Raw genomic sequence first — 23,263 nt, forward strand, 5'->3', positions numbered from 1 at the left:
CCGAGACGATCCAGACGCGCATGTCCTGTTTGCTACCGGCCACACCGGTATTCGGTGGATACGCGCTGCTGGGGTTGCCGCTGCTGGATGAAGAACGCTCATGCGGATCCAGCGGTCGTCTTACAAAACGTCGTACACTGTTGCAATGGCTGACACGATCACCTTCAGGCCCGACGAAGACACATCGAAGGCGCTGGAGGTCTTGACCAAAGACGGAACCGCCGTGTCCGTAGCCGTTCGATCTGCTCTTATCGATGCTGCACGACGGAAGGCCGGCGCGGCGATCCGTGCCGAGGCGGAAAGGCTTGCTGAAGACGAGTCCGACCGCGCTGAGGCCATGCAGGTACTACGCGACATGGAGACGTTGCGTGCGTGGTGAGGTCTTTCAGTTGCGTGCCCCGCGGGGGAGTCGCGGTCACGAGCAGTCCGGTTCCCGCTACGCCGTAGTAGTCCAGTCACATCAACTGCCCCTGTCGACGTGGCTGGTTGCACCAACATCCACGTCGGCTCGTGCCGCCAGCTTTCGTCCCGAAGTTGAAATCGGCGGCGTGAACACCCGCGTGCTTGCCGAACAGGCCGCCGCAGTCGACCCGGGCCGACTCGGCACGAGCGTCGGGTTCCTAAGCTTCGATGAGATGCGGCGCGTTGATGCGGCACTGCGCATCGTCCTCGATCTATGAGCGCCGGACAGCCTCGATAGCCAATAGATGTTGTCAGTACGGCCGGTATCGAAAACCGATGTACCACAGGGTAATACGGCGTACTTCACTGGATATCGGCGGTCAAGATGCGTCCAATTCCTCGACACCTAGGCGGCCGGAGCTGGACTGTCTCTCCGAAGCCAGAACCTGTACCGCCCGATTTACACTGGATTCCGCACGCCACCAGGAGGATCGGGGAGGGGATTAAGTGTGTCCGCATCCCAGGTTATCCGCTGACTGCTCGTGACCACTACGGCTTCCAAGGCACTGCTAGCTGCTATAGCTTCCATGCATTGCGCGCTGCCACCGACATATGTCGTCAACAAGTCGATGTCCGTGGCTACACACCATTGATGATCGGTTGCCCACCAAAGATTCGCGGTACGACCCGGTATCCCGAATGGCTCCGTGGCATCGTCGATTGACCCATTTATCACGGCCATCGGACGAAGCGGGAGTTCAAATAGCTCAGCACTGTCTATTTCAATCCCGGCGTACCCTCTCCATAGCGCGTACATCACACTTTTGACGCCAGAGCATTGCTGTAATAGGCGACTGAGCTCCTCAGTGGCCTCGGCGGGAAGCCGACCATGATCTGGCGGACGATCCCATAGCCCTGTTTGACTCCGGGCACTCCATGAGCCAACGATTGATCCCCATTCCATGGCTGGGTGTGCGACTCGACCATTAGTCTCTGCCACCGCGTGCCATGAAACAGTGGTACTACCATGATCGGTTGGCGTTTGTCCGCCACGATACGCGGGATGGAACAACCGGGCATACGATTCAAAAACTGGGGGTATCGGGGAACCCACGTCATACTTAAATTCCGGGATGGCGTCTACTACCCACTGATAGGCGGCGTTCATGTCAACAGAAAATCTGACGGGTATTGCCCGTATTCGCGGCACCGGTAACCGGCGGAATATATCCTGGCGGAGCTATAATCACACCAATACCTGTGCCGTAATATTGGCCTGGGACGCAGATTGTGCTCGAAAATGCCTCGCACTCGGTTGCATTGAAAGCCTCGCCAGGGAGACCAACTCCTATAGGAACTGGTGGAAGTGGCCATGGGTTTATCCGCCAAAGCTGCGCAGTTGTAGTAATTGACGGGACTGGAAATGACGTGGTTGTAACTACCTTAACATTTATTGTGCCGGGAACATGGCTTGAGTTGCGTGGATCGTCAACCCTGACAAAACCCTCTATAGGGGGCAATCCGACGCGTCGAAAACGCAGGTCAGCGTCACCCAGACATCGCTACAGAGCCCAGCCGGCGCCGATCTATCTCGGCGGAGCAACCGCACCCGCGTCGAGGCGAATCAGCCTGTGACGCAACGCAAGTCCCTCCACAGCGGGCAGTTATTATCACAGCCATATTCGATTTCGCTGAATCTGTCGGACCCGTCGTGCACAATGACGAGGTGAGCGCAGCCTGATGCTCACCCGGAAGTTCCACGGAACTCGGGACATCCTCGCCGGTGCTGTCAGACCGGAGGTCACCGATGTGAAAGGTGCTGCAGCCGTGCTGATGTCGCCGACCAGCCCATTGCAGGCCGGGGCCGCATTCATCATGGGCGCCCAGCCCGCACCGAGGAACATCCTCTGCCTCTCCATTGCAGAGGTACCCGAGGCTACCCCAGTTGCTTGAGCAGTTGAGCGATGTTGAGCAGGCCGATGAAGCCGGTGCCCGTGTTGAGCACCCCGGAGCCGAAGCCGCTGACGACGCCAGGGTCTGTGAAGAAGGGCAGGTGGGCAACCGACACACCAGCGTTGAACAAGCCAGAAAGATTCCCGTTTTGAGCCGATCCGCCGCTGGCGCTATTGAAGAAGCCCGAGATATTGCCGTTCACCCCTCCGCCGGAGCCGGAGTTGTTGAAGCCTGAGACGTTGGTACCGGTGTTGCCGAAGCCCGATGTCGTGGCGCTGACATCGGTGGTGGAGCCGACGGTGGTGTTGAAGTTCCCGGAGTTCCAGGCACCCGTGTTGACACTGCCTGAATTGCCGAAGCCGGTGTTGAATTGTCCGGAATTGCCGAAGCCGGTGTTTACTACTCCCGAATTCCCGAACCCGGTAGAGTAGGCGCCCGAGTTGCCGATGCCGGTGTCCAAAAAGCCCGAGTTGCCGAAGCCGAATGATGCTCGGCCGGAGTTGCCGGCGCCGAGGTGGCCGAAGCCGGAGTTGCCGATGCCGATGCTCTGGATGTCGCCCAGGGTGGCAGCAGTGAGGTTGCGGCCCGAGTTGAAGATGCCGACGTTGCCGTCCCCTGAGTTGAAGAATCCGATGTTGTTGGTGCCGGAGTTGAAGAGCCCGATGTTGCCGTTGCCCGAGTTCAGCAGCCCGGCCAGGTTGATGCCCACCTGGTTGTTGCCGGTCAGCCCGATCCCGAGGTTGTTGTTGCCGGTGTTACCGAAGCCGATGTTGTTGGTGCCGGTGTTGCCCGCTCCGATGTTTCCGATGCCGGTGTTGCCGCCGCCCTGATTGAAGCTACCGGAGTTGCCCAGCCCGAAGTTGCTGTTGGCGAGGCCGGGGACAGGGCCTGCGCCGTTGCCGAAGCCGACGTTGTTGTTTCCGAAGTTGCCCGCACCGAAGTTGCCCGCACCGAAGTTGCCCAAACCGACGTTGCCTCGCACGCCGGTGGTGCGGGGGCTCCTGTTCCCGAAGCCGATGTTGCCGTTGCCGCGGTTACCGCTACCGAAGTTGCCGCTGCCCTTGTTGCCGTTGCCGACGTTGCCCGCACCGGTGCCGCTGTTATTGCCGCTACCGATGTTGCCACCGCCCTTGTTGCCTACACCGATGTTGGGGTCGGTAGGGGCGGCCGTAGCGGCCCCGGAAGGTGCGCCGCCCAAGAGTTGCCCGATGCCCGGCAGGTGCTGCAGTGTCTGCTGCCAGGACGACAATTGCGCGGCCACCGCTGAGGCTCCACCGTGATAGCCGACCAACGCGGCGACATCGGTGGCCCAGAACTCCTCATAGGCCGCCTCGGCGGCGGCGATGAAGGGCGCGTTGAAGCCGAAGATGTTGGTGCGCACGGCCTGCACGAAGGCTTGCCGATTGGCCGCGATGATTTCGGGGTGAACGGTGGCGGCCTTGGCCGCCTCGAATATGCTGGCCACCGTTCGTGCGCCAGATGACGTAGTGGTGGCGCGCAGGGAAGCGGCCCGCAGGAATTCGGCGTACGGACGCGCCGCCCTGGCCATGGCCTGGGAAGCCGGACCCTGCCAGGCTTGCCCGGCCAGGTTCGAGGTCACCGAGGAAAACGAGTCCGCGGCCGTACCCAATTCATCGGCAAGACCCGACCAGGCCGCTGAGGCCTCGAGCAGGGGCGCTGACCCAGCGCCGAGGTACATCCGCAGAGAGTTGATCTCTGGAGGAAGAACCGAAAAGTTCACCGCGCTGACCTCCAGTAACCCCGTCTTGTGTGACGGCGCCCTACCCGACTTGACAGACGATATGACGCCGCTGTTAGACCACGTGTCGTTTTCAAAAATTGTGAGAATTCTTTGCAGAGGAGGTTTCCGCGACGCCACGTGCTAAGCACCCGCCATCTTGAGTGAGACGCCCCTTGCAATCTGACGACCGTCAGATTGAATGCGATCTCCGCCAGATGTGCCGAGACGGGACAACCACAAGCAGACGTATTCGCATTACATGCGAATAACCAACTTACTACTGGTAGCACGCCATATTCGATTCCGCCGTATTCCTGCGTTGTGGTGTCGGTCGGGGGCCACGTGGGAACGGTTGGTGACCACATAGTTGACCTTCCAGTACGGCGGCACGCATAGGGCCCGCCGAGGTTGAGGTCCAGGGGAGTCGATTGTTTGCTAGCGGAGCGACAGTCCTTGCACCTCGATCAACGGGAAGTTGATCTGGTCCGCCGCACATTGGACTTCCGAACACGTTCCGAATATCATGTCGATATGACCACAGCAGCCCTCCGCGCCACCACGCGCCGCTCCTCGGACCTGAGCAAGCACTCCGCAGAGGTGTTCGCCGAGGCGGAGGACCACCCAGTCACGGTGACTCGTCGTGACGGCGAGGCGCTCGTGCTCATGTCGCAGCGCGAGGCGGAAAGCCGCAACCGCATGCTCCAATTCGCCGCGCAGCTCATCGGCGTGGCGGTGGACGACAACGGTCCGCTCGCCGAGCGGATGTCCAGAGCCTTTCCGTGGATGCTCGCACTGTCACCCGACGACCGGGCCACCTGCGCCCAGGACCTCGTCGAAGCCGCACGGGCGTCGTTCTCCACTGACCAGCCTCATCTCGTGCTCGCGGAACTGACCTCGTGGAAGGAGACCGCGACCGCCATCGCCGCCGGCCTCAACCGGGGCGAGCCGGAGTGGTTGGACGATGACGACGCCGTCGTAGAGCGGCCGTAGCCGTGGCCGCCAAGCGCGGCGAATTGGTCCCTCGTCCCGCAGGGATTAGCTGCTGTATAAGCCACTCCGCAATGCAGCTCTAATAGTCCGACCGGGCCGGAGCCCATCGAGATGACAATTCGTGGCATGCCGCCCAAACATCTTGGGTGGACAGGCAGATAATCGAATACGACGTAGTTAACTTGACATAATGTCGCTTATCGGCAAATGACTGTTGCGAGTTGCATTAGCGGGCGGTTAGAGGTCCAGCACACGACGAAGCCCGCGGTCGACCTCGTGCATCAGGCTGGGCGGTACATCCCCAACTCGATCGGTGAGGTCAGTCTTGTTCAGCGTGACAAGCGCCGTGACGTTGACAACCGAATCGCGTGGGAGCCCTGTTGCGGTTGCGGGCAAGAACACGTTGCCAGGCATCGTCGCCAGCGTGGTGTTTGAGGTAATTACCGCGGCGAGCACAGTCGCAAGGCGACTGGCGTTGTACGGATCGGATTGGACTACCAGCACCGGGCGGCGCTTGGCGGGGCGGCTTCCGGACGGCGGTCCAAGGTCAGCCCAGTAGATATCAGCGCGGTTCATCACCACTCATCGTCCACGGCGTCCAACACGCGACGCCCGATGGCAACGGCGGCGGTCTCCGCCTCGTCGGTGCCATGGAGGCGCCCTAGAGCACTGTCGATCTGTCCAGTCAGCGATTGGGCGTCCAACTCGTCCAGGTAGCGCTGCACAGCTCGGGTAAAGAACTCGGATCGACTCATGCCAAGGTCCCTCGCACGCTGGGAGACACGATCGAACGTCTCATCAGGGAGAGAGATAGCTGTTTTCATACAGGTAGTATAACCCGGTATAACCCGAGCGGGCTGACGTGGGGCGGTCGCTACGACCGCCCAGCTCGGGCAACTCGCACCTCTGAAGCACCCGCTACATTGCCGTCCCGGCGCAGGCCGGCAATACGTCACTGTGACGAATTACATTGGGCCCGTGGGGCTTTCCAGCTACTGCGTTGACCGCGCCACCCGCGGTCGGAAAGTCATCGATTTACCGTCGTGATGCGCTGGCGGTATGGTGTGCCTCGATCGTCCCATCTGACCTCATAAGCGCGAGCGGATTCCCATCAAGATTCTGTACGCCACGCCCACCGAATTGGAAGTCCGGTTTTCCGGGTGTTCCAGAAAGTGTCCGATGTGCGTCCTGAGCCGCGGCCGCATCTCCCCAACCCGTCACCTCCTTGTCCGGGGCGCGCAACCCCACTTCCGCCAATACGTCACTGTGACGTATTGTCTTGTCGCACAAGGGCTTTGATCGAACCACAGAGACTATTCAGTCACCATCCGCGCTGGCGCGCACGCGTCGCGATGACGTCGCGATGATGCCTGGCGCCTCGGCTGCGGTAAATGATGTACGGCCGGAAGAGGTATCCGACGGGTGCGCTGAACGCGTGCACTAGGCGGGTGAAGGGCCACAACGCGAACAGCGCGAGACCGATGAGCACGTGTAGTTGGTAGTACAACGGCGCCTCGGCCATCAGGTCGCCGCGGGGCTGCAACATCCAGATCGAGCGGAACCAAACCGATATCGATTCGCGGTAGTTGTACGCCTGACCGAACACACCGGAGCCCAAAGCTGTGGCGTATAGGCCCGCACCGATCGCCGCCACCAGCACGACGTACATCACCTTGTCGTTGGCTGTCGTCGCCGTGAACACCGGGCCGGTGGTACGTCGCCGGGCGATCAGCAATGCCGCGCCGACGAGCGTTGCTATTCCGGCGATGGTGCCCAGCGCGATGGCCTGCAGGTGATAGGTGTGTTCGCTCATGCCGACCGCGCGGGTCCATGACTCGGGAATCACTAGACCGATCACATGCCCGGCCACTACCACGAGGATGCCGAAGTGGAACAGCGGACTGGCGATGCGCAGCAACCGGACCTCGTAAAGCTGGGAGGATCGCGTGGTCCAGCCGAACTTGTCGTAGCGGTAACGCCACACGCTGCCAACTACGGCGATCGCGAGGGTCAAATAGGGCGCGACGTCCCAAAAGATTTCACCGAGCACTCCGGCGGGCTCCTTCCGGGCGTCTGGGCGGCACGGTCAACGTGAATGGCTGCAAGCCAACGGCTTCCATGGGCGGACCAGCCTCGGCGAGCCGACGGGCCCGTCGCGCCTCGGTATCGGTCGTGGCCGGCAGTGTGGTCAGCACGGCGGCGACGGCGTGCTGATATGGCGAGTCGGCGTCGACGAGCGCTTGATGCAGGACGTCGATGGCCAGTCGGTGCTCGATCAGCAACCGCCGTCCAGCACTGGGGTCTACGCTCGCGGCGAACTCGAGCACGACGGGCAGGTAGTCGGGCGCCTCGTCGTTGGGCGGTGCGACGCCGGCCTCGCGATAGGCAGCCGTGAATTGCAGCATCGCGGTGCCGCGGTTGCGGGTGTCGCCCGCAGTCCAATAGGTCAGGTACATCGTGGTGCGACGATGCAGGTCGAACGTGTCGACGTAATCGGTGGCCTGTGTGATCGGACCGGCGCAACCTAACGCCCGTGCTGTGCGCCGAAGACGTTCCGCCTGGGCACCTTTGATGTGGACTAACAACCCTTCGGCGTCGGCGAGACGCTTGGGGTCGGGATACCCGAGCAGCAGCGACGCGCACTGCCACACCAACCTGTCCTGCATCGCGGGTTTCCTCATTGCTGCGAACCCTCACCCGGGAACATGCCCACCGGTACGCCACGGCCGTCCCAGTTGAGCAGGTTGACCCGCGACGGCCGTGCGGCGTTGGCGGCCATACCCTCAGTCGTCTGCCGGTGCCGCAATGCGTGGAAGGTCTCGACCGCGACCGGCACCGGTCCCCCACTAGCCTCTCCGAACGGCCCTGATTCGTACATCCCCGGCCCGCCGTCGAACGACAGAGCGCAGCCGGGCTCCTCGACGCTCTCCCCCTCCACCGGGTATGCGGTTGGAATGACGTAGCGCTCTTCGTATTTGGCGAGCGCCAGCAGGCGGTACATCTCGTAGATCTGTTCCTCGGTCATCCCCACCGATTGCGGGATGTGCGGCTGGGTCTGGCGGCCGAGGCTGATGTCGCGCATGTAGGAGCGCATCGCGGCCAGCCGCCGCAACACCGACTCGACGACGGCAGTATCGCCGGCGGTGAACAGCCCAGCCAGATACTCGATTGGAATGCGCAGCGCCTCAATCGCTCCGAACAGGTTTCCCAGCTCCTCGCCGTCGTGCCCGTCGCGACTGATCGCGTCGACCACCGGTGACAGCGGCGGGATGTACCACACCATGGGCATCGTGCGGAACTCCGGATGCAGCGGCAGCGCCACCCGATACGTGTTGATCAGCGCGTACACCGGTGAACGCTGCGCGGCCTCGATCCATTCGTCGGAGATACCTTCGGACCGGGCGGCGGCGATGACGTGAGGATCGTTGGGGTCCAGCAAAATTCGTCGCTGTGCCTCGTACAGCTCCTGGTCGTTTTCCACCGAGGCAGCCGCCGATACGGCGTCAACGTCATAGAGGACCAGACCGAGGTAGCGCAGCCGGCCCACGCACGTTTCCGAGCAGACCGTTGGCAGCCCCACCTCGAGTCGCGGGTAACACAGCGTGCACTTTTCGGCCTTGCCGGTCTTGTGGTTGAAGTACACCTTCTTGTAGGGACAGCCCGATACGCACATCCGCCAGCCCCGGCACCGGTCCTGGTCGACCAGCACGATCCCGTCCTCGGTGCGTTTGTACATCGCCCCGGAAGGACAGGACGCCACGCAAGACGGGTTGAGGCAGTGCTCGCAGATCCGGGGCAGGTAAAACATGAATGTCTGCTCGAGCTGCAACTTGACCTGTGCGCTAACGTTTTTCAGCACCGGGTCGTCGGGCAGGATCTCAGCCGAGCCGGCGAGGTTGTCGTCCCAATTGGCCGACCAGGACACCTTCATCGGCTTGCCGCTGATCAGGCTGCGCGGCGGCGCGACCGGCATTTGCTCCCCCAAAGGAGCGTTGATGAGGTTTTCGTAGTCGTACGTCCACGGCTCGTAATAGTCGGTGATGGCCGGCATCTTCGGATTGGCGAAGATGCGCAGCAGCTTGGCGACGCGCCCGCCGTCGCGCAGCCGCAGCCGGCCGCGCCGGTCGCGCTTCCAGCCGCCGCGCCAGCGGTCCTGGTCTTCGTAGGTACGCGGATACCCTTGTCCCGGACGGGTTTCGACGTTGTTGAACCAGACGTACTCGGTTCCTGGCCGGTTTGTCCAGGCCTGCTTGCAGGTGACCGAACAGGTGTGGCAGCCGATGCATTTGTCGAGGTTCATCACCATCGCCATCTGTGCCATGACTTTCATCAGTACTGCACCTCCTGCGACCGGCGACGCACGACGGTGATTTCATCACGTTGGTTGCCGGTTGGGCCAAGGTAGTTGAACGCGAACGACGTCTGCGCATAACCGCCGGCCAGGTGACTGGGCTTGATGAGTAGCCGCGTCAGCGAATTGTGGATCCCGCCACGGTTACCCGTCGTCTCTGACAGCGGGGTGTCAATGGTGCGTTCCTGAGCGTGGTAAACGTAGACGACGCCGTCGGGCATCCGGTGGGTCACGATGGCCCGGCACACCAAGACACCGTTCCGGTTGACGGCCTCTACCCAATCATTGTCGGACACACCGATTTTCGCGGCATCGGGCAGACTCATCCACATGGTGGGCCCGCCCCGCGACAGCGACAGCATCAACAGGTTGTCTTGGTATTCGGAGTGAATCGACCATTTGGAGTGGGGAGTCAGATAGCGCACGGTCAGTGCGACCCCGTCGTCGACGTGCTGATCGCCGAACAGCCGCGACATGTCCAGCGGCGGCCGATAGACGGGCAGTTGTTCGCCCAGTTCCTCGAGCCAATCGTGGTCGAGGTAGAAGTGCATCCGCCCGGTCAACGTGTGAAATGGCTTGAGCTCCTCGATGTTCACGGTGAATGGCGCATACCGGCGCCCACCGGTTTCGCTGCCCGACCACTCCGGGCTGGTGATCACCGGCATCGGACGAGCCTGGGTATCGGCGTAGGTGATTCGGCGTTCCTCACTGCCTTCGGCCAAGTGCACCAGCGACCGCCCGGTGCGCTCCTCCAGTTCGCGGAATCCCTCGACCGCGAGCCTGCCGTTAGTCGTACCCGACAGAGCCAGGATGACGTCGGCCATATGCGCCGCCGTCGTGATCGCCGGCCGGCCTTCGGCCGCACCGGAATCCATTACACCGAACCGGGCGGCCAGCTCGTCGACTTCTTTGGTGGGATGCGTGGTCAGCCCCTTGGTGGTCAGTCCCAGCGTGTCCACCAGGGGGCCCAGCGCGGCCCACTTGTCGGCGATCGCGGTGTAGTCGCGCTCCACCACAACCACCGGGCCCATCGTCTTACCCGGCACCGGGACCTCCCCGGCCGACCGCCAATCATGTTGGGTTCCCGAGGGATAGGCCATCGCAGCCGGGGTGTCGTGTTGCAGTGCGCCGAGGACGACGTCAGTGCGGGTACCCAGATGGTCACGTGCCAGCGCCGAAAACGATCGAGCGATCGCGCCGAATGCCTCGTAGTCCGAACGTGTCTCCCACGGCGGGTCGATCGCCGGGCTGAACGCGTGCACGAACGGGTGCATGTCGGTGCTGGACAGGTCGGCCTTTTCGTACCAGGTGGCCGCCGGCAGCACGACATCTGAGAGCAGGGTGGTCGACGTCATCCGGAAGTCGATCGACATCAGCAGATCGAGTTTGCCCTCCGGTATGTCAGCACCGCAGGCGATGTCGTTGGGCCACAACGCTTTCGGAGCGGGCTCGGCTTGGAGGTTGGCCGTGGTACCGAGTAGGTGACGCAGGAAGTATTCGTTGCCCTTGCTCGACGAGCCCATCAGGTTGGCCCGCCATACGTTGAGCACCCGCGGCCAGTTCGCCGGGTTGTCCGGGTCGGTGACGGCAAGCCGCAGTTCCCCCGACGCGAGTTGGTCGGCGACATAGCCGCCGATGTCTTGGCCCGCCGCGCGTGCTTGGTCGGCAACATCCAGGCTGGAGCGATCGAACTGCGGGTAGAACGGCGTCCAGCCCATGGCGACCGCCGACGCCATCACGTCCATCGTGTGTTTCCCGGTGAACCGGCCGCGGCCGACCGGGCTGGCCAACGCGTCGGCACGATAGCCGTCATACCGCCACTGGTCGGTGTGGACGTACCAGTACGACGTGCCGGCCATCTGCCGCGGCGGGCGCGACCAGTCGGTGGCCATCGCCATCGTCGCCCAGCCCGTCACCGGCCGGCACTTCTCCTGACCGACATAATGCGCCCAGCCGCCACCGTTGCGGCCCATCGATCCGGTGAGCAGCAGCAGCGACAATACGGCACGGTAGGTCGCGTCGCCGTGGAACCATTGGCAGATTCCTGCGCCCATGATGATCATCGACCGGCCACCCGATTCCTCCGCGTTGCGGGCGAATTCGCGTGCAACCCGAATCGCCTGCGCTGCCGACACCCCCGTGATGGCCTCTTGCCAGGCCGGCGTGTAGGGAGTCGCCGCGTCGTCGTAACCGGATGGCCACTCGCCGGGCAGTCCCGGTCGAGCCACCCCGTACTGGGCAAGCATCAGGTCGAACACGGTGCACACCAGGTGTTCACCCACCTGCCGCACCGGCACCCCGCGACTCAGCGTCGTGCCGTGCCCGTCGGTCGTGGCGAAACACGGCAGTTCGATGACGGCGGTCTCGCTGCTGTCGTGGTGGGCGACCGTGAGCGCTGGCACCAAATCGCCCAGATCCAGATTCCACTTGCCTACGCCGTCAGCGCCGAACCGGAAGCCCAGGGAGCCGTGCGGCACCGCCACCGTGTCGGTGGCACCGTCCAGCAGTGCGGGTTTGAACGCAGAGTTCTCTACGGCTCCCGCGTCGGTACCGAGATCGGCGGCGGTGAGGAACTTTCCGGGCACCAAGGTATCGCCGCGGCGCTCGAGTTTCACCAGGAAGGGCAGGTCGGTGTACTGGCGTACGTAGTCGACGAAGAACGGAACCCGTTTGTGCACAAAGCATTCCGACAGGATCACGTGACCCATCGCCATCGCCAGTGAACCGTCGGTGCCTGCCGCGCACGGCATCCACTCGTCGGCGAATTTGGTGTTGTCAGCATAGTCAGGGCTGACCGTGACGACCTTGGTGCCGCGATAGCGCACCTCGGCCATCCAATGCGCATCGGGGGTGCGGGTAACCGGAACGTTGGAGCCCCACATCACCAAATAGTTTGCGTCCCACCAGTCTCCGGACTCCGGGACGTCGGTTTGATCCCCGAACACCTGCGGCGAGGCCACCGGCAGGTCGGCGTACCAATCGTAGAATGACGTCATCACGCCGCCGATCAGCTCGACGAATCGCGATCCGGCCGCGTGGCTGACCATCGACATCGCGGGTATCGGCGAGAAACCCGCTACCCGGTCCGGGCCGTACGTCTTGATCGTGTGCACATGTGCGGCCGCGATCATCTCGGACGCTTCGGTCCACGTCACACGCACCAATCCACCCTTGCCGCGGGCATTCTGGTAGCGGCGCCGCCGCTGCGGATCGGCCTGGATATCGGCCCATGCCAGCACCGGATCGCCCAACCGTGCCTTGGCTTCTCGATACATTTCGACCAATACGCCACGCGCGTACGGGTGGCGCACCCGGGTCGGCGAGTAGGTGTACCAAGAGAACGCCGCACCGCGCGGGCAACCGCGCGGTTCATATTCGGGGCGGTCCGGGCCGACCGAGGGATAGTCGGTTTCCTGGGTCTCCCAGGTGATGATGCCGTCCTTGACATAGATCTTCCACGAGCACGATCCGGTGCAGTTGACCCCATGCGTGGAGCGGACGACCTTGTCGTGACTCCAGCGGTCGCGGTAGAACACATCGCCCTCGCGGCCACCCTGGCGTGTCACCGTCCGCAGATCGTCGGAGAACTCGCCCGGTGTGAAGAAGCGGCCGCTGAGCTCGAGCAGCTCCTCGAGAACTCCACCAGTGCGGGGCCTCATGCGGGCGCCTTGTCCGGCTCACCCACGCGCTCATGAGATTTCAGCCGCAGGGCTGTGTAGCCGAACGCCAGCACCGCGGTGATCACCAACAGCAGCAGCCCGATCGTGTAGTTGTTGTGTACCGGATCGTAGGTGGCACCCATTACCAGCGGCGGGAAGTAGCCGCCCAATCCTCCCGCGGCAGCGACTATTCCGGTGACCGAGCCTACCGATGACGCTGGTGCCCGACGGGCCACCCAGGCGAACACTCCGCCGGTACCGATGCCCAAGAACACTGCCAGCGTGATGAACGTGACCGCCGACCATTTGTCCGGCGGCGGTTGAAACACCGCGACCAGCGCCATCACCGCCACGCCGGCCAACGAGGCCAGCACAACGTATTTGGGGGCGATGCGGTCGGCCAGCGCCCCACCCACCGGGCGGGCCAGCACCGCGGCTAACGCGAACCCCGCGGTGCGCGCTCCGGCATCGACCGGGGAGAACCCGTAGATGGTTTTGATGTAGGTGGGCAGATAGGTGCTGAACGCGACGAATCCACCGAACACCACCGCGTAGAGCAACGCCATCTCCCAGGTGACCCGCAGCCGCGCGGCGGCCTTGAGTTTTGGCAGTACCGGATCGGTGTTAGGCACGAAATATGGAGCGTTGCGCAGCACCGCGATACCCACCAACGCGGTCAGTGCCAACAACACCGCAATGATGACGTGGGTGGTGAACAGCCCGAACCAGCGCACGAAGCGCGGCGTGAAAAACGCCGACACCGCCGTGCCGACCATGCCCATCCCGAACACGCCCGTGGCGAAACCACGACGAGCCGGCTCATACCAGTTGTTGGCGAACGGGATGCCGACCGCAAATATGGTGCCCGGCAGACCGAGGAGAAATCCGAACACCAGCAGCAGTGGAAACGACTTCGCCGCCGCGGCCGCTCCTACACCGAGGACCGGACCGATCGCCACCAACGACACCGCGATCAGCATGACCCGCCCACCGAAGCGGTCCGTCAGCGGTCCGGTAACGATGCGGCCCAGCGACCCCACCAGAATCGGCGTGGCAACCAGCAACGATGCCGCGGCACTGCTCAGGTGCATCTCCTTGGCGTAGGTGGTCGACATTGGTCCGATCGCATTCCACGCCCAAAAGCACACCATCGACACCCACGTGGCCAACACCAGATTCACTCGCTGCGGCGCGGCTACTGACCGGTCCACAATGTTCACCGGCTCAGATAATCACGCCGCGCCGTCGCAGGCGCGAACTCCGGGAAAAACCTTGCCGAGCCTAGCCCGTTGAGCGTTCTTCTTCGACATGACGCTATGTAAACATCGGCAACCCGGTTCCAGTGAGGGGCCAAGTACCTGCCGTGTGAGGCCGAATGTCACTGAAGGGTCGGGGTCTGCAGGCTGGCGGCGGTCAGCACGTAGCCCGCGTCCGTGGCGGTCGGGTCGATCAGTCGGCATTCGGGCTGCCGCGTTCACTACCCGCTCGGCACCGCTGCGCGATTTCGGTGAGACGACTTGCCTCTCAGGCCTTTTCGATCTGCCCGGGGTGCTGCCCGGGACGTTGCGGCAGAACAACGATCAGCACGACGATTATCGCAGCGATAACCGCTGAGGCCAGCGGACGACTCAACGCTAGGCCGCCCTCGGCCACCGGCTTGTCAACGAAATCACCAACCGTCGCGCCCAGTGGCCGGGTCAGAATGAATGCGACCCAGAACAAGACGACACGTGAGATACCGGTCCAGAAATAGAGGGCCACGACCACGACAAGGGCCGCGGTGAAGACCAAAGCGCCACGTTCGTAACCAAATCCGCGAGTGTCGGCGAGCCAGTCCCCCAGCGCAGTGCCCAGCGTTTGGGAAAACGTGATGGTCGCCCAGTAGAACGCCTCTACCTTCGGCGTCGAAACGCTGCTGACCGAGACGGTTCCCTGCGACCAACGCCAACACGCCAAGGTCGTCAAGAGGCAAGCAAGAAGCAGTAGTGATCCGCCCGTGTAGCCGATCCCCAGCGACCGATCGGCGAAATCGGCCAGGGTGGTGCCGAACGTCGTCGATGCCACGATCGTCGCCCAGTACAGACTCGCATGGAAATGCTTCGCGTAGATCTGCGCGGCCACTAGCACCACCAGCGCGGCACCGAATAGCGCTACCCCGGCCACATAACCCCAATTCAGGGTCATGGTGACGGTGTCGCCGCCCGTCTCCCCCAATGTCGTCGCCAAGATCTTGATCACCCAAAAGCCCAGAGTGACCGCGGGCACCTTGGTGAGCGCCTGGCTCCTGGCATCGCTCATGCGGTGTTCGGGCGAGAAAAGGTCGTCACGCTATCACACGGTATAGCTCTGCGGAACCTATCTGAGAATGTATTGAATAACCCATCGGATCGGATATGAATATGTATCGTGTGTGACACGACGCTTCAGACTACGGCCGTATCGGGCTATATCGGGTTAGAAAGGTAGTGGCTGATGAACTTCCTGGTGCTGCCACCAGAAATCAATTCCCTGCGGATGTTTTCCGGCGCCGGCTCGGCTCCGATGTTGGAGGCCGCGGCCGCCTGGAACGCGTTGGCCTCCGAACTCGATTCGGCGGCGGAGTCGTTCACCTCGACGACCTCCGGGTTGGCCGGCCAGGCATGGCAGGGTGCCGCGTCTCAGGCGATGCTGGCTGCGGCCGCGCCGTATGCCGGCTGGCTGAGCAACGCAGCAACGCAAGCGTCCGGTACGTCCGCTCAGGCTCAGGCCGTCGCCGGTGCTTTCGAATCCGCACTGGCGGCCACGGTGCACCCCGGGCTGATAGCGGCCAATCGTTCCAACTTCGTGTCCCTGGTGCTGTCGAATCTGTTCGGACAGAACGCCCCCGCGATCGCGGCCGCCGAAAGCATCTACGAAGAGATGTGGGCCCAGGACGTGGCCGCGATGGTCGGCTACCACGCCGGAGCCTCGGCCGCGGCCGCACAGTTACTTGCGCCGGCCCAGGCGTTCGGCAACACGATGTCCGGGCTGGTGTCGTCCGCCGCGGGTGAGTTGCCCAACTACGGCTACGGCAACGTCGGCCAGGGCAACGTGGGCTTCTTCAATAACGGCACGCTGAACTTCGGCATCAACAACATCAGCCCCAACTTCACCCCCACCGACCCGATCACCCTGTTCGGTGGCGTGGGCATCGCCAACAATGGCGTCTTCAACGTCGGCGGATGGAATACCGGCAGCGTCAACATCGGCTTCGGCAACACCAGTCCGCACTTCACCCCCACCAACCCCATCACCCAATTCGGCAGCCTGGGCCTGCTCAACAACGGCATCAACAACGTCGGCATCGCCAACGTCGGATCCAACAACAGTGGCCTACCCCTGGGCCCCTTGGCACTATTGGGCGTAGGCAACCACGGCACCTTCAACCAGGGCTTCTTCAACGTCGGCAACCACAACCTGGGCGCCTTCCTCACCGGCGACAACCTGATCGGCGTCGGGCCCTTCCACATCAACAGCAGCGCCCTGTCCGGACTGCTGCCCGGCGCCGGCGAGTTGCCCAACTACGGCTACGGCAACGTCGGCCAGGGCAACATCGGGTTCTTCAACGACGGCACGCTGAACTTCGGCATCTCCAATACCAGCCCCAACTTCACCCCCACCGACCCGATCACCCTGTTCGGCGGCGTGGGCATCGCCAACAACGGTCTCGAAAACGTCGGCGGATGGAACAGCGGCAGCGTCAACATCGGCTTCGGCAACACCAGCCCGCACTTCACCCCCACCAACCCCATCACCCAATTCGGCAGCCTGGGCCTGCTCAACAACGGCATCAACAACGTCGGCATCGCCAACGTCGGATCCAACAACAGCGGCCTACCCCTGGGCCCCTTGGCACTATTGGGCGCAGGCAACCACGGCACCTTCAACCAGGGCTTCTTCAACGTCGGCAACCACAACCTGGGCGCCTTCCTCACCGGCGACAACCTGATCGGCATCGGACCCTTCCACATCACCAGGTAGGCGCCTCAACCTGGGGGCGGCGACCCTCATGGAGCCGAAGTGGTTCGGCCGTATCCGATGTGGCAATGTATCGGCTACGTCGCGAAATCGGAGGTGAAGTACTGATGCCGGCTACGACCACCACCGACAAGCCCGTGCGGGTCACCAAGCGCCGAGCCGAAACCCGCGCCCGGCTCATCGACGCCGCGTTTCGAGTGTTCGCCGACAAGGGATACGGCCATGTGACCATCGAGGACGTGTGCGAGGCCGCCGGCTACACCCGCGGCGCGTTCTATTCCCAATTCGACACCCTCGAGGAACTGTTCTTTCTGCTCTACGACCAGTGGGCCCAGCGCACGGCCGACCAGGTTCGCGCCGCTATGCAGGGCAGTGAACCCGTCGCCGACGTGCCGGAAGCGGTCGAACGCATCGTGGACACCCTGCTGTTCGAACGCGATTGGCTGCTCATAAAGATCGATTTTCTGCTTCATGCGGCCCGCAACCCCGACCTCGCCCACCGCTGGGAAGTGCACCGCGCTCAATTGCGCAAGGTCATCGAAGAACGGCTGATTGCCAGCGGCCTCGAGTTTCACCCGTCCCTCAAAACCGTCACCCTCACCGCCCGCGCCATCGTTGCCGCATACGACGGCGTCAGCATCCAGCTACTGCTCGACAGCGACCAGGCCGCCGCACGCGCCTGGCTTACTCAGCTACTCAACGTGATACTCAGCCGCTGAGCCAGCAGGCCTCAGTTGCTCAAAACCAAGCGCCAGGTACCCGCGGATGTGCGGTCTGGAACGCACCAATAGTTAGTCCAGCCACCATCTGTCGTGGCCTGAACGCCGGGGCCCGCGGCCATACATGCGGCGTGACTGGGGTAAGTGCCCTCGGTCTGAATCGTGGCGGCGTTGGCATTACCCACTCCGGCAGTCATCAGGCCCGCGAAAGCGACGAGACCTGCAGCCGCGACCATTCCTGCGCGGGGCCGGCTTGCTGCGATTTTCATTGTTCCCATTCTGGTTCTCCTTGTTCTGTATTGCGGCTCGCACAACACCGAACGAGCGGCTAAAGGCGCGATGTAGTCAGATGACTACATCGGATTTCCACAACTGTAGTCACTTGACTACAGTTGCGCAAGCGCTTTGCCGACAAAGGCGACGAGTAGCGACGGGAACGCAGATAGGACTTATAAGAAATGGTTGCGTAATGCAATAGTTTTTATGCATACTTGTTGCGCACCGAGTAGCTCACTCGAACCCCGCAGAAATCAAAGGCGCATATTGATGCGGTTATATTGCCGCACCGCGCCATAAATTAAGGGAGACAATGGATTTCGGAGAGTCCGGTCAATGACATTAACTCGGTTGCAGCAAGCCCTGGCGGCGACGCCCACCCGCATCGTGGCATGCAGCGGCGGCGTGGACAGTCTGCTCTTGGCTACCGTCGCCCACGGGGCGGCGCCGCACACCACCGTGGTGGCCCATGCCGTCACGCCGGCCGTTCCCGCGGCGGCCACAGCGCGGGTGATCGCGCAGGCCGAGGCCGGGAACTGGACGCTTGAGTTGGTCCGTTCCACGGAGTTCGACGACGAGCGCTATCTCGCCAATCCGCGCAACCGCTGCTACTTCTGCAAAAGCCACCTGTACGCCGCGATAGGCGAATTGCCAAGCCGTGCCGGCGCAACAATGTTGAGCGGCGCCAACATTGACGATCTCGGCGAGTACCGGCCCGGTCTGATCGCCGCCGAGGAGAACGACGTCCGACACCCCTACATCGAAGCGGGTCTGGGCAAGGAAGACATCCGGTCCATCGCCCGGGAGCTGGGGCTGGACTTCGCGGAGCTGCCGGCATCGCCATGTCTGGCCAGCCGCCTGTACACGGACACCGCAGTAACGCCGTCGCGGCTTCGATCGATAGAAATCGGTGAAGACCTGTTGAAGATGCTGACGGGAATCGAGGTCGTCCGGTGCCGGCTGCGCGAGGAGGTCGTGTTGATTGAGGTCACCGCGGAAGACCACGCACTGGTCACCGATGAGATCATCGACCGGGTGGCCGCGGCCATGCGGAAAGTGGAACCATCGCTGGACCGAGTCATCTTGGACGACAAGCCATATCGTCCCGGTCGCGCACTGAAGTTGCTGGCGTGACCCTACGCTACGACTACGCCCGGCTTGCGCGCGTCGGGATGCCGGAGGCAACGTTCTGTCTGAACAAGACGACGCGGCAGCTGCGCGCCATCGTGACCGAGTTGGTCGAGCGGCCCGACAACCCGGTTCTGTTCACCCGAATGAGCGACGCCCAGTACCAAGATGTTCGGGACCTAGCCGGGCCCTCGATGGAATACGACGCGGAGTCGGCAACCGCGATCATGCATGGTTGCCTGGCGGCGCGAGAGGGCAAGGTGGCTGTTGTCACCGCCGGCACGTCGGACCTCACCGTCGCAACGGAGGCCTGTCGGACACTTGAGTTCCTCGGTTTCACGGCTAATCTCATCGCCGACGTCGGTGTTGCCGGTCTCTGGCGCCTGCTGGAAAGAGTCGATGAGATCACCGCCTACGACGTCGTGATCGTGGTGGCCGGGATGGACGCCGCGCTCGCCTCGGTCATGGGCGGGCTCACCGGCCAGCCCATTATCGCCGTACCTACCTCGACCGGTTACGGCGTGACCGCCGACGGGGAATCCGCGCTTCACTCGATGCTGACCAGCTGCGCGCAGGGCATCGCCGTCACCAACATCGACAATGGGTTCGGTGCGGCGTGTGCGGCGAACCGAATTCTGTTGGCGCTGAATCGGAAATGATCGGCTGGATCGACGCCCGAGCCGGGGTGAGCGCAGACATGCTGCTCGGCGCTCTCGTCGACGCGGGGGTGCCGTTGGAGCTTTTGCAGACGGCGATCGACCAACTTGGCCTCGGCGTCACGCTGACGTCGACGACATGCCAACGGGGCGGCGTCGGCGCCACCAAGATCGAGGTTGGTGGCGACCAGGACCCACCCCTGCTCGACATTCGGCAAACACTCGACCGAGTCGAAGAGCCAGTCCGCACGACGGCCGGCACCATCCTTCGCCGACTGGCCGAAGCCGAGTCGCGCGTAAGGCGAATTTCTCTGGAAGACATTACGTTTCACCACGTCCGCCACACCCTCGCTTACGCGGTGGGCGCAGCTACCGGATTCTGTCAGTTGGGCCTTGAAGCGCTGCACTGTTCGCCGGTCAGCCTTGGCAGCAGAACAGCGATGCCAGCCCCGGCGGTGCTGGAACTGCTCAAGGGCGTGCCGGTAGCCGCCGGCCCAGCCGCCACGGAATGCCCCACAACTATGGCCGCGGCGGTGCTCGCGACGCTGGTGGCGGAATGGGGCGAAATGCCCCCACTCGTCATGCGTCACGTGGGATACGGTGCGGGCCAGCACAATCCACCCGAACTGGCCAGCGTGCTGCGCATAGTCGTCGGCGACCCGGTGGAACAACCGGCCGGCAGCGTGCAGCTCGAAACCAACGTGGACGACCTCGACCCGCGGGTGTGGCCTTACGTCATCGAACGCCTGCTCGCCGCCGGAGCCTACGACGCCTGGCTCACCCCGATCATCATGAAGAAGGGACGCCCCGCACACACCCTATCGGTGCTGGCCCCCAGCCAGCGGGCCGCGGACCTGCGCGCCATCGTTTTTCGGGAGACCAGCTCGATCGGATTGCGCGAAACGACGGTGGCCAAGCACCACAAGCTGGCCAGAACGGAGAGTCTGGTTCACGTTGGCGGACAACCGATCCGGATCAAGACCGCCCGGCTCGACGGAGAAACCGTCAACGTCAACCCGGAGTGGCGAGACGTGGTGGCCGCCGCGCAAGCGCTCGGGCAACCGGCAAAGCAGGTATTAGCCGAAGCCCGGCGGCTTGCATTCGACAACAGCGCTCAAACCGCTGTCGCGCAATGGGATTGACTAGCTCAGGTCATGAGGCGCTCGCCTCGGATGCGCCAACCCGTTGTGCGGCGGTGCGCGACGACGCCAGGAATGCGGCGACCGAGAAAACCAGCACCACCGCGAGGAACACCCACGGCAGCACGCGACCGACGGTGAACAACGAGGAAAACATTCCAGGGCCCACAGCAATGGCTATGCCCCACGACCACGAGTAGACCGCGGAGTGGCGACCCGTCCTCCCCGGCGGCGCGAAACTCAACATGACTTTCAACCCGGTGGCGCCGAAAGTGGCGGAGGCCAAGCTGAAGAGAATCGCGGCCACGCCCAGCAGCGCCGTCCTGCCCATGTCGACCGTCACCATCATGGTGAGCGCCGCGAATGTGATTGCGAGTAGCCCGGCCGCCAGCGCCAACAGCCGCAGCCCGGACCGACGACGGCCCCACTTGGTTGCCAGCGGCGCGAAGGCCGCAACCAGGATGCTGACCACCAGATAGGTGATCGGCGGAGCCCAAATCGGGAAGCCCAGCGCGAGCAGATACACCGGCAGTATCGAGTCGAACCCGATGTTCGCCAGGGCGACCACGAAGATCGCAGCCACGAACACCAGGAAGCGGCGTTGAGTCAGCACGTCGCGGTAGCGGCCCACACCATTGTCGTCACGCTGCTTGGCCTGTTGATCGAAGCCGCGCAGCCGCCAGAACAGCAACCCGCAAACCGCGAAGCTGACCGCGTTCGCCAGCACGATGAAGGTCCAGAACAACCCACTGCCGCGCTCGGCCCAGACCCCGAGCGAGCCGATCAGCCCACCCAGCCCCAGACCGACACTGCGCGAGGCGTTGATCATCGAAAACAGGCCGACACGAGCATCTTCCGACGGCGCCAACGCGCTTACCATCCCCGGGTGCGCCACCCAGAACAGCCGGCCGGCAAAGCTCAGCGCCACCACGATCATCGATAGCGAAGCAAGCGTGTTGTCGGCCAGGTAGAACGGGAAGGCAATCATCCGGATCACGGAGCTCAGGGTCGCCGCGCGAAACGGCCCGATACGGTCGACGATGGCTCCGGTCAACAAGCCGCCGCCCAGCAGCGCGACGAGGCTGCCCAGGGTCAGCGCGGCGCCGGCATCGGCCAGCTTCATGCCGCGTGCGTAGGTGAAGAAGAGCAGCGAGAACGGAATCCACACACCGCTGCCTGTGGTGTCGATGACCATGGCAGTCAGATAGCCGCGATGATAGGCCTGCCGCGTTACCATGCCGCGCCGACTACCCGGGCCACACTCATGCGTACTATTGCACTACACAACTGTTACCTACACTACTATTCGCATGTGATCAACGTGGCGACCGAATGAATAGCGTATCCGCTGCAACCTCGTGAACACCGCTTTTAGCCGATTGGACGCAAAACGTGCATCCCATGCAACGATGGGGTCATGGCGAATGAGATGGGTCTGCGCGAGCGGCGCCGGCGTCAGACCAGCGCCGACATCCGCGGCGCGGCGATCCGCCTCATCCAGAAACGCGGGTTCGACAAGGTGACGATCGAAGAGATCTGCTCGGAAGCCGGCGTTTCGACCCGGACATTCTTCAACTACTTTCCGAACAAAGAGTCCGCTGTCGCCTACGGCCCTTCAGACATTCCCGCCGAACTTGCCGAGGAGTTCGTCGCAGCCGGGGCCGCCCCCTACCCCGTCGTTCTCGCTGAGCTGATCACCCTTGCCGCGCACCATCTGCGGGACGTGCCGCCGGAACGCGATCAGGCCGCATGCATGCTGGAACTGGCCAAAACGACGCCGGCGGTGCTGGCGGCATTCCTGGCGGACCTGGAGCGGTTCCAAACTCAATTGGCCGAGATCGTGGCCCGTCGCCAAGGGATGCGGTCCGACGACGAGATACCCGCCTTGATCTCTGCGCTGGCGCTGACCGCAGTGCGCTCTGGCATCGAGCGCTGGACCAGCTGCGAGCCAGAAGACGCCGACGACACGCCCATGCCCTACGTCGAACGAGCTGCGGCCCTGGTCAACAGCATCTTCACCAAAGATGCGGTGACCGGCCACACATAAAGTTGCATAATCTGCAAAGTATGCAGATCATGTATCCATGGTCCGGCGGCGGCACTCGGCTACGCCTCGGTTACGCGAGACGTTCGCACCCGGCACGCCGGGCCGTTTTCCGCATAGGGAACTGTCTGCGTACCTGGCGTTCGAACATGTTGTGGCGCACTGCAACGCGAGCCAGCAGACCATAACGGGATTGCCCAGCCGGGAAG

18 protein-coding genes and 1 pseudogene are annotated in these 23,263 nt (G+C 63.2%); 9 read left to right on the plus strand and 10 right to left on the minus strand.

All coding sequences use genetic code 11. The features are described from left to right. Nucleotides 1-145: 145 nt before the first annotated feature. Together BST12_RS11235 and BST12_RS11240 are read left to right on the plus strand one after the other, a co-directional pair. On the plus strand, nucleotides 146-379 hold the full coding sequence (locus BST12_RS11235) for a hypothetical protein (RefSeq protein WP_019971094.1): 234 nt from the start codon (nucleotides 146-148) through the stop codon (nucleotides 377-379). Continuing rightward, nucleotides 369-680 carry a type II toxin-antitoxin system PemK/MazF family toxin gene (locus tag BST12_RS11240; protein WP_083113202.1) on the plus strand — a complete coding sequence of 104 codons (312 nt, stop codon included), beginning with the start codon at nucleotides 369-371 and terminating at the stop codon, nucleotides 678-680. Before BST12_RS11235 ends, BST12_RS11240 begins: the two co-directional genes overlap by 11 nt. 1,658 nt (nucleotides 681-2,338) lie before the next feature. Here the strand turns inward: BST12_RS11240 and BST12_RS11250 are convergent. Beyond that, nucleotides 2,339-4,096 (minus strand): PPE domain-containing protein, encoded by a 1,758-nt coding sequence (locus tag BST12_RS11250; RefSeq protein ID WP_264063298.1) that lies wholly within the window; start codon nucleotides 4,094-4,096, stop codon nucleotides 2,339-2,341. Nucleotides 4,097-4,627: 531 nt separating this feature from the next. Here BST12_RS11250 and BST12_RS11255 point away from each other — a divergent pair. Then, complete coding sequence (locus BST12_RS11255) at nucleotides 4,628-5,086, plus strand: prevent-host-death protein (protein WP_083113205.1); 459 nt, start codon at nucleotides 4,628-4,630, stop codon at nucleotides 5,084-5,086. 237 nt (nucleotides 5,087-5,323) lie between these two features. Here the strand turns inward: BST12_RS11255 and BST12_RS11260 are convergent, their stop codons facing one another. From BST12_RS11260 to BST12_RS11295, 8 genes and pseudogenes are all read right to left on the minus strand, one after another. Then, the gene (locus BST12_RS11260; RefSeq protein WP_083113206.1) at nucleotides 5,324-5,668 is read right to left on the minus strand and encodes a type II toxin-antitoxin system PemK/MazF family toxin; all 345 of its coding nucleotides are present in this window, start codon (nucleotides 5,666-5,668) and stop codon (nucleotides 5,324-5,326) included. After that, on the minus strand, nucleotides 5,662-5,910 hold the full coding sequence (locus tag BST12_RS11265) for a ribbon-helix-helix protein, CopG family (protein ID WP_083113207.1): 249 nt from the start codon (nucleotides 5,908-5,910) through the stop codon (nucleotides 5,662-5,664). Before BST12_RS11265 ends, BST12_RS11260 begins: the two co-directional genes overlap by 7 nt. A 497-nt stretch (nucleotides 5,911-6,407) precedes the next feature. Beyond that, nucleotides 6,408-7,136 (minus strand): annotated as a pseudogene (narI, locus tag BST12_RS11270) (respiratory nitrate reductase subunit gamma); the annotation flags it as partial. Beyond that, a complete protein-coding gene (narJ, locus tag BST12_RS11275; RefSeq protein WP_211281257.1) occupies nucleotides 7,126-7,767 on the minus strand; it encodes a nitrate reductase molybdenum cofactor assembly chaperone in 642 nt (213 codons plus the stop codon). The gene narJ and the pseudogene narI, both read right to left, overlap by 11 nt. Then, nucleotides 7,764-9,416 carry a nitrate reductase subunit beta gene (narH, locus tag BST12_RS11280; protein ID WP_083113210.1) on the minus strand — a complete coding sequence of 551 codons (1,653 nt, stop codon included), beginning with the start codon at nucleotides 9,414-9,416 and terminating at the stop codon, nucleotides 7,764-7,766. The genes narJ and narH overlap by 4 nt, the downstream gene beginning before the upstream one ends. Further along, entirely contained in the window at nucleotides 9,416-13,096 is a 3,681-nt protein-coding gene (locus BST12_RS11285; protein ID WP_083113211.1) for a nitrate reductase subunit alpha, read from the minus strand. The genes narH and BST12_RS11285 overlap by 1 nt, the downstream gene beginning before the upstream one ends. After that, a complete protein-coding gene (locus tag BST12_RS11290) occupies nucleotides 13,093-14,247 on the minus strand; it encodes a nitrate/nitrite transporter (RefSeq protein WP_083113302.1) in 1,155 nt (384 codons plus the stop codon). Before BST12_RS11290 ends, BST12_RS11285 begins: the two co-directional genes overlap by 4 nt. 373 nt (nucleotides 14,248-14,620) lie before the next feature. Next, nucleotides 14,621-15,394 (minus strand): COG4705 family protein, encoded by a 774-nt coding sequence (locus BST12_RS11295; protein ID WP_083113212.1) that lies wholly within the window; start codon nucleotides 15,392-15,394, stop codon nucleotides 14,621-14,623. Nucleotides 15,395-15,568: 174 nt separating this feature from the next. Between BST12_RS11295 and BST12_RS11300 the strand changes: the two genes are divergently transcribed. The 5 genes from BST12_RS11300 (at nucleotide 15,569) to larC2 (ending at nucleotide 21,013) form a co-directional block, all read left to right on the plus strand. Continuing rightward, nucleotides 15,569-17,095, plus strand: a complete 1,527-nt coding sequence (locus BST12_RS11300; RefSeq protein ID WP_083113213.1) for a PPE family protein — start codon at nucleotides 15,569-15,571, stop codon at nucleotides 17,093-17,095. A gap of 104 nt (nucleotides 17,096-17,199) precedes the next feature. Continuing rightward, nucleotides 17,200-17,811: a TetR/AcrR family transcriptional regulator gene (locus tag BST12_RS11305; protein ID WP_083113303.1), complete on the plus strand. Its 612-nt coding sequence runs from the start codon at nucleotides 17,200-17,202 to the stop codon at nucleotides 17,809-17,811. Nucleotides 17,812-18,423: 612 nt separating this feature from the next. Beyond that, nucleotides 18,424-19,221, plus strand: coding sequence for an ATP-dependent sacrificial sulfur transferase LarE (larE, locus tag BST12_RS11315; protein WP_083113214.1), 798 nt, complete (start codon nucleotides 18,424-18,426; stop codon nucleotides 19,219-19,221). Then, a complete protein-coding gene (gene larB / locus BST12_RS11320; protein WP_139801620.1) occupies nucleotides 19,218-19,874 on the plus strand; it encodes a nickel pincer cofactor biosynthesis protein LarB in 657 nt (218 codons plus the stop codon). Before larE ends, larB begins: the two co-directional genes overlap by 4 nt. Next, complete coding sequence (larC2, locus tag BST12_RS11325) at nucleotides 19,871-21,013, plus strand: nickel pincer cofactor biosynthesis protein LarC2 (protein WP_083113215.1); 1,143 nt, start codon at nucleotides 19,871-19,873, stop codon at nucleotides 21,011-21,013. Before larB ends, larC2 begins: the two co-directional genes overlap by 4 nt. Before the next feature lie 10 nt (nucleotides 21,014-21,023). Here the strand turns inward: larC2 and BST12_RS11330 are convergent, their stop codons facing one another. Further along, the gene (locus BST12_RS11330; RefSeq protein WP_083113216.1) at nucleotides 21,024-22,247 is read right to left on the minus strand and encodes an MFS transporter; all 1,224 of its coding nucleotides are present in this window, start codon (nucleotides 22,245-22,247) and stop codon (nucleotides 21,024-21,026) included. Nucleotides 22,248-22,427: 180 nt separating this feature from the next. Between BST12_RS11330 and BST12_RS11335 the strand changes: the two genes are divergently transcribed. Continuing rightward, entirely contained in the window at nucleotides 22,428-23,057 is a 630-nt protein-coding gene (locus BST12_RS11335) for a TetR family transcriptional regulator (RefSeq protein WP_083113217.1), read from the plus strand. Nucleotides 23,058-23,263: the final 206 nt, after the last annotated feature.

Source organism: Mycobacterium angelicum (assembly GCF_002086155.1).
Lineage (GTDB): Bacteria > Actinomycetota > Actinomycetes > Mycobacteriales > Mycobacteriaceae > Mycobacterium > Mycobacterium angelicum.

Bases quoted from the DNA above. Each gene is read 5' to 3' on its own strand.
- BST12_RS11285 (WP_083113211.1), bottom strand. From the start codon at position 13,096: ATGAGGCCCCGCACTGGTGGAGTTCTCGAGGAGCTGCTCGAGCTCAGC.
- narJ (WP_211281257.1), bottom strand. From the start codon at position 7,767: ATGAGGAAACCCGCGATGCAGGACAGGTTGGTGTGGCAGTGCGCGTCG.
- BST12_RS11330 (WP_083113216.1), bottom strand. From the start codon at position 22,247: ATGGTAACGCGGCAGGCCTATCATCGCGGCTATCTGACTGCCATGGTC.
- BST12_RS11255 (WP_083113205.1), top strand. From the start codon at position 4,628: ATGACCACAGCAGCCCTCCGCGCCACCACGCGCCGCTCCTCGGACCTG.
- larE (WP_083113214.1), top strand. From the start codon at position 18,424: ATGACATTAACTCGGTTGCAGCAAGCCCTGGCGGCGACGCCCACCCGC.
- narH (WP_083113210.1), bottom strand. From the start codon at position 9,416: ATGAAAGTCATGGCACAGATGGCGATGGTGATGAACCTCGACAAATGC.
- BST12_RS11335 (WP_083113217.1), top strand. From the start codon at position 22,428: ATGGCGAATGAGATGGGTCTGCGCGAGCGGCGCCGGCGTCAGACCAGC.
- BST12_RS11235 (WP_019971094.1), top strand. From the start codon at position 146: ATGGCTGACACGATCACCTTCAGGCCCGACGAAGACACATCGAAGGCG.
- BST12_RS11265 (WP_083113207.1), bottom strand. From the start codon at position 5,910: ATGAAAACAGCTATCTCTCTCCCTGATGAGACGTTCGATCGTGTCTCC.
- larC2 (WP_083113215.1), top strand. From the start codon at position 19,871: ATGATCGGCTGGATCGACGCCCGAGCCGGGGTGAGCGCAGACATGCTG.
- BST12_RS11295 (WP_083113212.1), bottom strand. From the start codon at position 15,394: ATGAGCGATGCCAGGAGCCAGGCGCTCACCAAGGTGCCCGCGGTCACT.
- BST12_RS11305 (WP_083113303.1), top strand. From the start codon at position 17,200: ATGCCGGCTACGACCACCACCGACAAGCCCGTGCGGGTCACCAAGCGC.
- BST12_RS11300 (WP_083113213.1), top strand. From the start codon at position 15,569: ATGAACTTCCTGGTGCTGCCACCAGAAATCAATTCCCTGCGGATGTTT.
- BST12_RS11290 (WP_083113302.1), bottom strand. From the start codon at position 14,247: ATGGTGTGCTTTTGGGCGTGGAATGCGATCGGACCAATGTCGACCACC.